At 61.0% G+C, this 13293-nt stretch carries 16 protein-coding genes; 11 read left to right on the top strand and 5 right to left on the bottom strand.

Features of this window, described 5'->3' with window-relative positions:
• Positions 1-7: 7 nt before the first annotated feature.
• Genes PAF20_RS15955 through PAF20_RS15945 form a run of 3 tightly spaced genes read right to left on the bottom strand, consistent with a single transcriptional unit; the run spans position 8 to position 1336 of the window.
• A complete protein-coding gene (locus tag PAF20_RS15955) occupies positions 8-538 on the bottom strand; it encodes a MotE family protein (protein ID WP_271071578.1) in 531 nt (176 codons plus the stop codon).
• Positions 531-875, bottom strand: coding sequence for a hypothetical protein (locus tag PAF20_RS15950; RefSeq protein WP_271071577.1), 345 nt, complete (start codon positions 873-875; stop codon positions 531-533). Before PAF20_RS15950 ends, PAF20_RS15955 begins: the two co-directional genes overlap by 8 nt.
• Complete coding sequence (locus PAF20_RS15945) at positions 872-1336, bottom strand: flagellar basal body-associated FliL family protein (protein ID WP_271071576.1); 465 nt, start codon at positions 1334-1336, stop codon at positions 872-874. The genes PAF20_RS15950 and PAF20_RS15945 overlap by 4 nt, the downstream gene beginning before the upstream one ends.
• Positions 1337-1446: 110 nt before the next feature.
• Between PAF20_RS15945 and fliF the strand changes: the two genes are divergently transcribed.
• The 11 genes from fliF (at position 1447) to PAF20_RS15890 (ending at position 11373) form a co-directional block, all read left to right on the top strand.
• A complete protein-coding gene (gene fliF / locus PAF20_RS15940) occupies positions 1447-3060 on the top strand; it encodes a flagellar basal-body MS-ring/collar protein FliF (protein ID WP_271071575.1) in 1614 nt (537 codons plus the stop codon).
• The gene (locus tag PAF20_RS15935; RefSeq protein WP_271071574.1) at positions 3057-3650 is read left to right on the top strand and encodes a hypothetical protein; all 594 of its coding nucleotides are present in this window, start codon (positions 3057-3059) and stop codon (positions 3648-3650) included. Before fliF ends, PAF20_RS15935 begins: the two co-directional genes overlap by 4 nt.
• Positions 3607-3864, top strand: coding sequence for a FliM/FliN family flagellar motor switch protein (locus PAF20_RS15930; RefSeq protein WP_271071573.1), 258 nt, complete (start codon positions 3607-3609; stop codon positions 3862-3864). The genes PAF20_RS15935 and PAF20_RS15930 overlap by 44 nt, the downstream gene beginning before the upstream one ends.
• Positions 3865-4647: a flagellar type III secretion system pore protein FliP gene (fliP, locus tag PAF20_RS15925; protein ID WP_271071572.1), complete on the top strand. Its 783-nt coding sequence runs from the start codon at positions 3865-3867 to the stop codon at positions 4645-4647.
• Between the two features lie 144 nt (positions 4648-4791).
• Positions 4792-5811: an Hsp33 family molecular chaperone HslO gene (hslO, locus tag PAF20_RS15920; RefSeq protein WP_271071571.1), complete on the top strand. Its 1020-nt coding sequence runs from the start codon at positions 4792-4794 to the stop codon at positions 5809-5811.
• Positions 5808-6485: a CoA pyrophosphatase gene (locus PAF20_RS15915; RefSeq protein ID WP_271071570.1), complete on the top strand. Its 678-nt coding sequence runs from the start codon at positions 5808-5810 to the stop codon at positions 6483-6485. The genes hslO and PAF20_RS15915 overlap by 4 nt, the downstream gene beginning before the upstream one ends.
• A complete protein-coding gene (locus PAF20_RS15910) occupies positions 6482-7642 on the top strand; it encodes a CCA tRNA nucleotidyltransferase (protein ID WP_271071569.1) in 1161 nt (386 codons plus the stop codon). The genes PAF20_RS15915 and PAF20_RS15910 overlap by 4 nt, the downstream gene beginning before the upstream one ends.
• Positions 7639-9513, top strand: coding sequence for an ABC transporter ATP-binding protein (locus PAF20_RS15905; RefSeq protein ID WP_271071568.1), 1875 nt, complete (start codon positions 7639-7641; stop codon positions 9511-9513). The genes PAF20_RS15910 and PAF20_RS15905 overlap by 4 nt, the downstream gene beginning before the upstream one ends.
• A 31-nt stretch (positions 9514-9544) precedes the next feature.
• Positions 9545-9700, top strand: a complete 156-nt coding sequence (locus PAF20_RS15900) for a hypothetical protein (RefSeq protein ID WP_271071567.1) — start codon at positions 9545-9547, stop codon at positions 9698-9700.
• A 6-nt stretch (positions 9701-9706) separates the two neighbouring features.
• Complete coding sequence (locus PAF20_RS15895) at positions 9707-10933, top strand: class I SAM-dependent RNA methyltransferase (RefSeq protein ID WP_271071566.1); 1227 nt, start codon at positions 9707-9709, stop codon at positions 10931-10933.
• A gap of 11 nt (positions 10934-10944) precedes the next feature.
• Positions 10945-11373, top strand: coding sequence for a DUF2267 domain-containing protein (locus PAF20_RS15890; protein ID WP_271071565.1), 429 nt, complete (start codon positions 10945-10947; stop codon positions 11371-11373).
• Here PAF20_RS15890 and pncB read toward each other — a convergent pair.
• Positions 11370-12686, bottom strand: a complete 1317-nt coding sequence (gene pncB / locus PAF20_RS15885; RefSeq protein ID WP_271071564.1) for a nicotinate phosphoribosyltransferase — start codon at positions 12684-12686, stop codon at positions 11370-11372. The genes PAF20_RS15890 and pncB overlap by 4 nt on opposite strands.
• Complete coding sequence (gene pncA, locus PAF20_RS15880) at positions 12683-13279, bottom strand: bifunctional nicotinamidase/pyrazinamidase (protein WP_271071563.1); 597 nt, start codon at positions 13277-13279, stop codon at positions 12683-12685. Before pncA ends, pncB begins: the two co-directional genes overlap by 4 nt.
• Between the last annotated feature and the right edge of the window lie 14 nt (positions 13280-13293).

The following is a 13293-nucleotide window of genomic DNA, read 5'->3' as shown; positions in this document are numbered from 1 at the left end:
TGCCCTCTTATTTTTTTGCTGCGCTGCGGGCGCCCATGAAAGCGGTGAGGATCGCTGCATTCTGGGGGTCGATTGCCGCGATAATGCGCGCTCCGGATTCAGGGCTGAGCCGCATCAGAAGCTCTGCTGCAAATTCGGGCGGCAGGCTGTCGATCACGGCGGCCGCGTCTTTGGGCTTCATCGCCTCATACACCGCGACAAGGCGATGAATGTCGTCGTCTACGGCCTTTTGCTTGTTGGTTCTGGAGCCGGTTGCTTGGCCCTGTTTACCCTTAAGTCTGCGCAACTCTGCCGTGATGGCGGCACGGCTTTGTTCGATCCCGGCCCTCTTGCGGTCGAGCGCGGCCAGGGCTTTGGCAATTCTGTCTTCCCTCACTGTCAGGCGGGACACAAGCTCCACGACCTCTGGGACGTCGCCACACCCGGCCAGAAGATCGCCCTCATTTTCAGCTTTATCAGCCTGCTGAGACGGTTGCAGTGAAAGCGCCGCGACCGGCAAAAGGGAAAGGGCAAAGAAGGCTCCGATTAACCTAGGCATCGGCACCTGCCCTTTCCGTTCGGCGCGGCTTCAACCTCCTTGGACGGATACCACCAGCCCGTGTTATGTCCTGCCGAAGGGCCAGCTGCGCCTGTTCATCCCGCGCAGTTGCAATTGTTCCGCAAAGATTATGCGCTGCCTGCTCTGCCTCTGTCTTTGCGCGCCGGATCGAGCGTTCAAGTCGTGCCACTTCAGCCGACATGACTGCGATTGCCGCACCCAAGCCGCTTTCCAGATCGTTGAGCTTTCGCAGCCTGCGCGACAGCACATAGCAATATAGCGCAAGCGGCACGGGCAGCATTGCAGAGGCAACAGAAAGGATGAGGTCCCAGCTCATTGTATCGCAAACTCCGTAATCAGTACTTTTGCGGCGCCGACCTCACCGAGGAGCATGTCAATTCGCGTCTGCAGCTCTGTTCGGATGATCTCCAGCACGCCGCGGCGGTCGATTGCGGCGGGGGCGATATTGCTGAGGAAGAGGTTAAAGCTGTCGAGAATGCGTGGCATCTGCTGCTTGATCGCGGCGACCCTTTCAGGCTCTGCTTCAAGCTTTACGCTCAGCACGATCTGACGTGTGCCGCCCAACATCGGCACCATGATTCGCGGCACCTCCACGAAACCCACCGCGGCGTTCTTTCCGGTCATCTCGCCAGAACGCAGCATCGCCAAGGGCGAAACAAGACCAGCATAAGCTGCGGCGAATGAGCCGGCCCCTGCCAGAAACAGCAACGCGGCCATTATCAGGGCCGGACGGCCACGCCCTCGCGATGTGCTTGGGTTCTTCGTTGTATCAGCCATACGATTCTCCCTTCTCGGAAACAGGGGATAGCAGTGCTGAACTAACCAATAATTAACGGGCATCGTGCCAGAAGCGGGAAGGCTGAACGCACGAATCGAAGGGTGCCCAATTGAATGAGCTGCTGAAATTCTGGACCTCACGGACCTTCCGGCAGAGATTGGCCATATGCGGCGGCTTCGCCTTAAGTTTCCTGCTGATGCTTGCCTTTATCGCCTTGGCCGGGCGCGTTCCGATGGCTTTGCTTTATTCCGGGCTGGACGATGTCCAGGCGGCACCTATCGTTACGCATCTTGAGCAAAGCGGCATTCGTTTTGAAATCCGCAACGGCTCGATCTGGGTCGACGAGGCGCAGCGCGACAGGGTGCGCATGGATCTTGCGGGACAAAACCTCCCGCAGATGGGAGGTGCAGGCTATGAAATTCTGGACAAAATGTCGGGGTTCAGCACCACGTCGCAGATGTTCGATGCAGCCTATTGGCGCGCCAAGGAAGGTGAGCTTGCGCGGACGATTCTGTCGATCCCGACGATCCGCTCGGCGCGCGTGCACCTGACCGTGCCGCAATCACGGGGTTACCGGCGCGGACAGCCCGGCGCGGCTTCCGTCACGGTTGTGACCGATGGCACCCCGGTCAGTCCCGCACAAGCCAGTGCGATGCGCTTCCTGATTGCATCCGCGGTGCCGGAGCTGACGGCCGATGATGTCTCGGTCATAGACAGTGCGCGGGGGCTAATCAGTCCGCCGGACGATCAGAATTCAGCGGATCGTGAGGCGCAGATGAAAGCGAATGTGGAGCGCATTCTCAGCCCGCATGTTGGTGCAGGCAATGCCATCGTTGAACTCAGCATCGAACTTGTCACCCAGTCCGAACAGCTTGTCGAGCGCAGCATCGATCCGGCGCAAAGAGCGATGATTTCGGAGGAGTCGGAAGAGCTGACTGACGAAAGCAGTTCTGTTGGCGATGCGCCTGTTACCGCGGCCTCGAACCTGCCAGAGCAGAGCGGAAACGAGACCGGCAAGCAAACCTCCCAGCGGGCAGAGACCCGGCAGCGCTCCAACTACGAATTCGGCGGCATCACTCGCCAGATCGAACGTCAGCCGGGTGCGATCCGGCGTCTGAGCGTCGCCGTTCTTGTCAGAGAGGCAACGGCGACTGGCGAAGACGGAACGCCCGCCCCCGCCCCGAGAACAGAGGATGAGCTGTCGGCGATAAGGGATCTTGTGGCAGCCGCTGTCGGCTATGATGAAGAGCGTGGTGACGAGTTGATCGTTCGTTCAATGCCTTTTGTTGCCAATGCCAGTCCCGGCACCGAGATCGCTCAGACCAACACATTGTTTGACAGGTTGGCCGTTGCATCGCTGGCAAAGCTGGCACTGGTCGGCGTTTTCGCGATCATTGCCATGGCGCTTACACTGCGCGCCATTCGCAGGACCGCCCCCGGCACCAGTGCCGTTCTGGACACGACGGCACCGTTGCAGGTCAATGACTTCGCTATGTCGGACGGGTCTGCAGTCGACAGCGAGGCCAGCCAGGACATGAACCTGAGCAACGACCTGCCGATGTTGTCGATGGCAGCGGCCGATTTTGACTTCGACACGCCCGATACTGACTTCAGCGACAGCGACCCCATCGAACGGCTAAAACGCTTGATGAGGGATCGGCAGGAAGAAACCGTTCGTTTGCTTAACGGATGGATCGGGGCAGACGACAGGCCAACGACATGAGCGCGCTGCTTCGGTTCGAAAACTTCGCAGGCCCGGTCGTGGCGCCGCCAGAAACCTTCTCAGCAGAAGATCTGCAAAAGGAGTACCTTCGTGGCCTGGCGGATGGAGAGGCAGCAGCAGGAGACGCAGCGCTTTCAGAGATGACCGAAGCGCTGAAGCTGGCGGCATCGGCAGCACAGGAAAAAGCAGAGCTGCGCGCCGAAACCATCCGCTCAACGCTTGCCGCGATAGTACCTGTGCTGGACGCGATCACCGGACAACTTGCAACCACGTCCGCCGGCCGGGTGACCGAAGTTCTGTCAGCCGAACTTCAACGACTTTGCTTGGCGGGCGTAGCACCAACCTGCCGCATCTCTGGCGGCGCATCGGCCTTGGCCAGCGTAGCGGACCGGATCGAGGAACTCGGCCTTGAGGGGGTCACGCTTCTGCCGGGAACGGCAACCGAAATCAGCTTTGATGGCGGTCGCATAACCATCGAAACGGAACAGATCACAGCGGCTATCCGCGAACTTCTCGCAGAGATGCTGGATATAGAGGAGGAACCAGATGGACCTGGGCAAGATTGTCCCGACCGACAACATTCCCGTTGAGATAACCATACGCATCGGCCGGTGCAGGCTGACAGTTGCAGAGCTTTCGCGGGTGAAGGAAGACGATATCCTGCCGCTTGATCAACCCATTGACGACAGGGTCGAGATTTGTGCGGGCGACCATATCATCGCCTATGGCGAACTGATCGAAGGTGACAGCGGATCCGACAGCCTGATGGTGCGCATCATCCGCGCGGCGGCAGAGGAAGGTTAGATGCCGCTTCGCGCCAAGCTGCGACGGGTTGTCACGCTGGCCGCGCTGATTATGCAGGCATTCGCAACAGTCGCGAGTGCCCAAATCGCTGCGGATCAAGGTGTTGGCATCTTCGAGCCGGACAACATAGCGGGCGCCGCCGGACGTGCCATCAGCGGGGCGGGTGGCGTCGGGCAAAGCTCCATCGTTATCTTCATCGCGCTGACCGTGCTTTCGCTTGCCCCGGCAATCGCCATTACCGTGACCTGCTTTCCCTTCATGGTCACGGTTCTGTCGATCCTTCGTCAGTCCCTGGGCCTTCAGCAATCACCGCCAAATATGCTGATCGTCAGTCTGGCCCTGTTTCTTACCTGGTTTGTCATGGACCCGGTCCTCAGCGCGGCCTGGCAGGCGGCCGGCCCGCCGCTGCAAGCGGGCGATATTACGGTTGCAGAGGCTTTGCTCCGCGCCGTTCAGCCGTTTGAGGAATTCATGTCGGCCCGGGCCAGTCCCGACATTCTGGATCATATGCGCAGCCTGTTGCCGGAAGGGACTAATCCGGACGGCCTGCGCATCCTTGTCCCCTCTTTCATGCTGTCAGAACTGCAGCGAGCCTTTGAGATCGGATTTCTGGTCGCCCTGCCTTTTCTTGTCATTGACCTGGTCGTCGCGGCGGTTCTGATGGCGATGGGCATGATGATGGTGCCACCTGCGGTCGTCGCATTACCGTTCAAACTGGCCTTCTTTGTGGTGGTCGATGGCTGGGCGCTTGTATCGGCGGCCCTTGTCAGGGGTTATCAATAATCCATCGAAACACGCCCCCGGCGCCGACCCGCACGCGACCGCTTGCAGCGCCTGAAGCCTACGGACCCTTGGGATCGCCGACTGTTGCACTATATTGGTCCGTGACAGGCGCCATACCGGCGCCACGAACTCCGAAGGCCAATCATGACACAGATCAACCAGATCGCATGGGACGATACGGTCCTGCCATTCCAGTTCGACCGCTCTGATATACGCGGCCGGATGGCGCGGCTGGACGGCGTCCTTGACCATATTCTTTCCCGTCACGACTACCCTGCACCGGTCGCGGCCGCCGTTGCCGAACTCGCGCTGCTGACCGCCCTGATCGGTCCGACGATCAAGTTACGCTGGAAACTGTCGCTTCAGGTGCGCGGCAAGGGCGCGATCCGCACGGTCGCGGCAGATTACTACGCGCCAGAGACCGAAGGCGGTCCGGCCCGCATCCGCGCATGGGCAAGCTTTGATGCCGAGCGGCTGACCGAAGAGCCGCATTTCGGCCAGATCGGCGAAGGCTATTTTGCCATCCTCATTGATCAGGGTACCGGCAAGCAGCCCTATCAAGGGATCACGCCCTTGGCGGGCGGATCGCTTTCTGCCTGCGCGGGCACCTATTTCGCCCAATCGGAACAATTGCCCAGCAGCTTTGCCCTGTCTTACGGCCAGTCCATCATGCCCGGTCAGAAAACCGGCTGGCGTGCGGGCGGTATCATGCTGCAAACCCTGCCCGCAAAGCCCGCACAAGGTGGCGAGGGCGGCAGCGGCCAGGATGGCCTGGTCGAAGCTGCAGATATCCTGCAAGGCCGGGAATCAGAAGACTGGACCCGCGCCAATCACCTCCTCTCGACGGTCGAGGAGATGGAGTTGATCGGCCCGACGCTCGCACCGACCGATTTGCTGGTTCGGCTGTTCCATGAAGAACAACCGCGTGTGTTTGACCCGCAGCGCATCGAGTTCGGTTGCCCGTGCAGCGAGGATAAGGTTCGCGGTACGTTGTCCATCTATTCGCAGAAGGACATCGGCCATATGACGACAGAGGAAGGGCTGGTCACCGCCGATTGTCAGTTCTGCGGCGCGCATTACGAACTTGATCCCCGCTCTTTGGGGTTTGAGGCAACGGTCGACGCCGACGGCAATGACTTGCCACAGGACAATGCCGCTGAATGAGTATCCGGATCGGATCAGCTGCTGTAACGGATCACGGGGCGGGCGATGCTGCGCGCCGTGATGCGGCATGGCTGAACCGGCCCTGTGGTCAGGCGCTTGTCGATCGATTGATCGCGGCGGTCCGGGCAAGTACCGCCGCGACCTCGGACTACGATGCCAGCCCGGATGTCAAACCACCGGACTTTCCATTGCGCGACGCCGGTGTTCTTGTTGCCTTTCACGAAACGGACGGGCGGCTGTACCTGACCAAACGCGCCGCGACCATGCGCCATCATCCGGGTCAGATCGCGCTGCCGGGCGGCAAGGTCGACCCGTCCGATGAAAACGCCGTCGCCGCAGCACTTCGTGAAGCGCAGGAGGAGATCGGCCTTCTTCCCTCGCAAGTTGAAGTGATCGGCACACTGCCTGCGCATCGCACCGTCACCCAATTCAGCATCACGCCCGTTGTCGGCATCATCCGCGGGGCGTTTACGCCCGTCCCGGAACCCGGTGAGGTCGCAGAGGTTTTTGCTCTGCCCTTCGCCCATATCGCAAATGCAGCGAATTACCGGCTGGAGGGCCGGATATGGCGGGGCAACTGGCGCGCCTATCGCGTGGCGCCCTACGGGCCCTATTACGTCTGGGGCGCCACGGCACGCATCCTGCACGCCTTTGCAGAACGGTTGTCGGTATGAGGGTTTCCGCCGCGTTTTTGGATGATCCCGCGCTGCGGCGGGTTCTGACAATGCTGGAAAACGGCGGGCATCGTGCCTTCGTCGTGGGCGGTGCCGTGCGCAATGCAGTTCTGGGTCAGCCGGTCGATGATATCGATATCGCAACCGATGCAATTCCCTTGCGCGTGGTGGAGCTGGCGACCGCCGAAGGGCTGAAAACCGTGCCGACCGGCATCGAGCACGGTACCGTCACTGTGATTGCGAATGGCACGCCTTTCGAGGTCACGACCTTTCGCCGCGATGTCGAAACCGATGGCCGGAACGCAACCGTCGCGTTCTCTGACCGAATCGAGGACGACGCCGCACGTCGCGATTTTACCATGAATGCCCTTTACGCAACGGCATCCGGAAAGGTTCTGGACCCGGTCGGTGGCTGGCCTGATCTTCGGCGGCGCGTGTTGCGCTTTGTCGGCGATCCCACCGCCCGCATCCGCGAGGATTATCTGCGTATTCTGCGGTTCTTTCGTTTCTATGCCTGGTATGCGGACAGTTCAGCCCCCGGCGCTACAGAGGCGATCACGGCAGAGAAAGAGGGGCTGCCCCGCGTCTCGGCAGAGCGTATCGGGGCAGAAATGCGTAAACTTCTGTCCGCGCCCGATCCGTCACATGCCTTGGCGTTGATGGCGCAAACCGGTGTGCTGAGTTTCGTTCTGGCGGGTGCAGATATCTCAGCCATGCCCGCGCTGATCGAAGCAGAAAAGACTGACGGCACCAGCCCTGACTGGCTGCGCCGCTTGTCGCTGATTGCGGCGCAGGTTGATTTGGCCGGGCTACGCCTGTCGCGGGCTGAAACGAACCGCTTGAAGGCGTTGACACTTGCCGCTGAGCTCAGCCCCGCCGAAGCCGGCTACTACCACGGCCAGGCGCTTGCCCATGACGCAATGCTGGTGCGGCTGGCAAGGCGGGAACCGCTGCCTGAAGATTGGCAGGAACAGGTCGGGCGCGCCGCGAACGCTGCACTTCCGATAGCTGCCACAGATCTGATGCCGGACTTGCAAGGCGCCGCTCTCGGTCGCGGGTTGAAGGCGGCAGAGGAACTTTGGCTTGCGTCGGGCTTTTCCTCTGAACGCGCGGCGCTGATTGAAACGGCTCGGCAGGCAGGGAAACAAGACGCATGAGCATCCATTCCGTATTCGCGCGCCAGATCGACGCATTCCGCCCGGCCGACGGCCCGCCGCCGCAATCGCTGCTGCGCTTTATCGGCTGGGCGCTGAAAGGCTCTGGCCGTGGGTTGTCGATTGCCGCGGTTGCCTCGGCGGCGAGTGGTGCGGCGGATGTGATATCCGCAACGCTTCTGGGCGCGGTCGTCGATGCAGTTGCCAGCAACACACCAGATACGATCTGGGGTCAAAGTTGGCCGATCATCTTGGGTTTCGTGCTGTTCTTTTTGGTCATCAGACCCCTGATCCTCGGCTTTTCGACGGCCTCTTCAAACGTGATTATCGGGCCGAATATCCTGCCGCTGGTGTTGTCGCGATTGCATCGCTGGACGATGGGGCAATCGGTCAGTTTCTTCGACAACGACTTCGCCGGACGGCTGGCGCAAAAACAGATGCAGACCGCGCGTGCCATCACCGATGTCGCGGGCGAGATGGTGAATGTCGTGACCTTTGCGCTTGCCGCTATCATCGGCTCTGCTGCGTTTCTTCTGTCCATCGACATCTGGGGTGCCGTCGCGCTGATCGCATGGCTGGCCAGCTTTGCGCTGTTGATCCGCTTTTTCCTGCCACGAATCCGCAGTCATTCCGCTGCCCGCGCGTCTGCACGTGCCACGGTGACGGGGCAGGTCGTCGACACGATCACCAATATAAAGACCGTCAAGCTGTTCGCCCATGCCGATCACGAAGATCGCGCCGCCCTTGCTGCAATGGCCGGTTTCCGCGAACGTGCAGTGGATTTCGGCGTCGTATCGACCTGGTTCCGACTTTCGCTGATGACGCTGGCCGGTGTCCTGCCAGTCATTCTGATCGGCGGAGCCATCCTGCAATGGCAAGCGGGGAATGCGACTGCCGGGAACATCGCTGCCATCGGGGCCATTTCGCTGCGCCTGTCGCAGATGTCCGGCTGGGTCAGCATGACGCTAATGGGTATCTGGGGTTCAGTTGGTGAGATTGAGGACGGGATGGAAACGCTGGCCCCGGCACACGCACTGATTGACGCGCCGAATGCCATAAATCTGACGCAGGTCGAAGGTGAAGTCCGATTCGAAAACGCCAGCTTCAGCTATGGCCGTGAAGATGAGCGTGGCGGCATTCATGACATTTCTCTGACCATCCAACCTGGCGAACGGGTCGGGCTTGTCGGCGCGTCGGGTGCAGGGAAATCGACGCTCGTCGGTTTGCTGCTGCGCCTTTATGACGTTGAAAAGGGCGCGATAAGGGTCGACGGGAATGATATTCGCGATGTGACGCAGGAAAGCCTGCGCCGTCAGATTGGGATGGTCACGCAGGAAACGGCGATGTTCAACCGCTCGGCCTTTGACAACATCCGCTATGGCAGCCCGGACGCCAGCGAGGCAGAGATTACGGCCGCAGCCGAAGCGGCGGAGGCCGATGAATTCATCACCGAGATGCAGGATCATGACGGTCGGCAGGGCTATGAGGCACATCTGGGCGAACGCGGGGTGAAGCTGTCCGGCGGTCAGCGCCAGCGTATCGCCCTTGCCCGCGCCTTCCTGAAAAACGCCCCGATCCTGATCCTGGATGAAGCGACCTCTGCCCTCGACAGCGAGGTTGAGGCGGCGATCCAGACCTCTCTGGACCGGGTGATGGAGGGTAAAACCGTGCTTGCCATCGCCCACCGCCTGTCCACGATTGCCGAGATGGACCGCATCGTCGTGCTGGAGGATGGCCGCATCGTCGAGCAGGGCAGCCATGAAGAACTTCTGGCCCAGCAAGGCACCTATGCGCGATACTGGAACCGTCAGTCTGGTGGTTTTCTTGGCTGTGATGAGGATGAAGAGGTTTCGGCGAAGGCCGCGACCGCCTAGACTGGCCGCGTCTGTCAAAGGAAGCCAGCTTATGCCGCGCCACCTGATCGCTTTAACCTTGCTGTTTGGACTGGCCGCCTGTGCGGGCACGCCTGAACGACAGGCGCTTGATGCCTTTAACGATGGCGTGGGAACGGCGAACCGGACGGCATCCAATATCCGTATGATCGACCGGCTGGTGAATTAGGCCGCTATGACACAGTGGAAAATCGAAAGGCTGGGCCGACATGGCGACGGTGTGGCCGTTGCATCTGATGGCGCGCGGGCATTTGCCGCCCGCACCCTGCCCGGCGAAATGATCGAGGGCGATGCAGCGGACGGGCGCATCACCGCCCCACGTATCGTCACGCCGTCGCCCGACCGCAAACGTCCCGCCTGCCCGCATTATGCAAGCTGCGGCGGCTGTGCGCTGATGCACGCCGATGATGCTTTTGTCGCACGCTGGAAAGCCGATCTGGTCACGTCCGCGCTTGCGGCGCATGGCATCAGCGCACAGATAGCGGGCGTCGCCACATCACCCGAACGCTCTCGCCGCAGGGCGGTTCTTTCGGGTCGCCGGACGAAAAAGGGGGCTCTGGTCGGGTTTCACGGGCGGGCGTCGGATCAACTCGTCGATGTGCATGACTGTCTTGTCCTGAGGCCCGCCATCAATGCCGCGCTACCTGTCCTGCGTGATCTGGTCATCAGCGGCGCATCGCGGGGCGCAGAGCTGTCGCTGACCGTTACCGAAAGCCCTGCCGGTCTGGATGTTGCGGTCAGCGGGGGAAAGGGACTTGATGCCGCTTTGACTGAAAAGCTGGGACAGATCATGCGGCAGGGCGATTTCGCGCGCCTCGACTGGGACGGCACGCCGATGACCCGCCGCTCGCCGGTCCGGCAAATGGGTGCCGCCCGCGTGACCCCGCCGCCCGGCGCGTTCCTGCAAGCCACAGCTGAAGGAGAGGCAGCGCTGCTCAGCGTCGTGCGCAAAACGCTGGACGGCAGCAGACGGATCGTCGACCTTTTCGCAGGCTGCGGGACCTTCGCACTGCCCCTCGCCGCCCATGCAGATGTTCACGCGGTGGAGGGCCTTTCAGCGCCGCTGCAAGCTTTGGATGCCGCATGGCGCGAAGCGCCCGACCTGCATCGCGTCACCACCGAAACCCGCGACCTGTCCGCCCGCCCCTTGCAGCCCGACGAGCTGGCCGGGTTCGACGCCGCCGTGATTGATCCGCCCCGCAGCGGTGCGGCGGCGCAGGCAGCGGAACTCGCCGCATCGGACCTGAAACACATCACATGGGTCAGCTGTGATCCTGTGACCTTTGCGCGCGACGCTGCCACGATGATCGCGGCAGGCTGGCGGATGGGTCCGCTTTACGTCGTTGATCAGTTCCGGTGGAGCGCCCATGTCGAAACGGTCACCAGCTTCACCCGTCACTGAAAGGCCGAGCCATGCCCATGCCCTTCACCTATCGCCACGCCACCGACGAATGGCGGCGCTATCTGAAAAGCATGCGCGAACGCACACTTCTGGAAAGTGACAACGTCATCTACACCGCAACCGATGGCATTTTCCGCGCATTCCGCAGCCGCGTCCCGCCGGATCAGGTGCTGACATTCGGCAATGAGTTGCCGGCCGTCATGCGGGCGATACTGACATGGCGGTGGGACATTTCTGCGCCATTGAAACCGTGGGTTCCCCGCGCAGAGATCGAGGCAGAGATCCTTACGCTCCGACAAGACCACAATTTCGCGCCCGCAGGCATCCTTGACGATCTGGTCTGGGGAATCCGCAAGGAAGTCCGCGAAATCGACTTTGACCGCGTGCTGTCGCGCATGTCGGCAGAGGCGCAGGCGCTCTGGGCGCCGATCCCGGATTAGACGAAAACCTCGACCCGCTCCTGCTCGCCGACGCCGAAGACCCGCTTGTAGCGTTCGATTTCATCCGCCGGACCCATCGCCTTGGCGGGGTTGTCGGACAGCTTGACCGTCGGGCGCCCCTCTGCCTCGACCGCCTTGCACACCAGGCTCAGCGGGTCCAGCCCATTGCCTTCGACCAGCCCACGGAAATCATTGGTCAGCAGCGTGCCCCAACCGAAGCTGACCTTCACACGGCCATTGAAGCGGTTGTAAAGATCTTCGATCTTCTGTTCGTCCAGCCCGTCCGAGAAGATGACCAGCTTCTGGGTCGGATCCTCTCCACGATCCTTCCACCACTGGATCGCGATTTCCGCATTCTCGACCGGATCGCCGCTGTCCACGCGGATCCCCGTCCAGCCCGCCAGCCAATCCGGCGCGCCGTCCAGAAATCCCTTTGTCCCATAGGTATCAGGCAGGATAATCCGCAGATTACCGTCATGTTCCTCATGCCAGTCCGCCAGCACGCGATAAGGTGCCTGCTGCAACTCCTCATCGCTGTTGGCAAGGGCCGCATAGACCATCGGCAATTCATGCGCATTCGTGCCGATGGCCTCCAGATCGCGGCGCATGGCGATGAGGCAATTCGAGGTGCCGATAAACTTTCCATCCGGCGCATGGCCCAAACCTTCGCCCATCGCCTGAACGCACCAGTCCTGCCACAGATAGGAATGCCGCCGACGCGTCCCGAAATCAGCAATCTTCAAGTCCGGCAGCTTGTTGAGTTCGGTGATCTTCTCCCACACCCGCGTCATCGCGCGGGCATAGAGGACCTGCAATTCAAACCGGCCCATATCCTTTGTCGCCGCACGAGACCGCAATTCCATGATGATCGCAAGCGCAGGGATTTCCCACAGCATCACCTCGGGCCATTTGCCTTCGAAGCGTAGTTCGTATTGGCCATCACGCTTCGACAGCTCATATTCAGGAAGCTGGACGTTCTCCATCCATTCCATGAAATCGGGGCGAAACATCTGGCGCTTGCCGTAGAAGGTGTTGCCGCGCAGCCAGGTCGACTCTCCACGAGTCAGCCGCAGATTGCGCACCTGATCCAGTTGTTCACGCAGTTCCACCTCATCCACAATCTCGGCCAGAGGCACCGATTTGGTGCGGTTGATAAGCTGGAACGTGACATTCGTGTCCGGCTTGTTGCGGAACACCGACTGACACATCAGCAGCTTATAGAAATCCGTATCCAGCAGCGACCGCACGATCGGGTCGATCTTCCAGCGGTGGTTGTAGACGCGGCTTGCGATATCGACATTGGGCATCATCATTTCAGCACCACTCCTGCTGCGCGCATATTTTCCTGCGCCGCTTTCCTCGATCCGTCCAGGTCAATGGCACGCGTCGCATCCTCGATTACGCCCACGGTAAAGCCCAGTTTCGCGGCGTCGATGGCAGACCAAGCTACACAGAAATCATGCGCGAGGCCGACGAAGTCCACCACCATAAGCCCGCGCTCGCGCAGATAGCCCTCAAGACCCGTGCGGGTTTTGTGGTCATTCTCGAAGAAAGCCGAATAGCTGTCGATTTGGGGACGATAGCCCTTGCGCACGACCATATCCGCAACATCCACCGCCAAGGCCGGATGAAACGCTGCGCCCGGCGATCCGATCACACAATGGCGCGGCCACAGCACCTGCGTGCCATAAGGCATCTCTACCGTCGAGAATGGTTCCGCACCCTCATGATTATCGGAAAAGCTGGCATGATCCTCCGGGTGCCAGTCCTGCGTCAGCACAACCGCATCGTAATCCGCCATCAGGTCGTTGATGGGTGCGACGATCTGATCCCCGCCACCGACCGCCAGACGGCCACCGGGGCAGAAATCGACCTGCATATCGATCACGATCAAGGCGTTGGGCATCGGCAAATCCTCCG

Source organism: Paracoccus albus, from assembly GCF_027913035.1.
In the GTDB taxonomy this organism is placed as follows: Bacteria; Pseudomonadota; Alphaproteobacteria; order Rhodobacterales; family Rhodobacteraceae; genus Paracoccus; species Paracoccus albus.
This window is presented reverse-complemented; position numbering and strand designations above follow the sequence as displayed.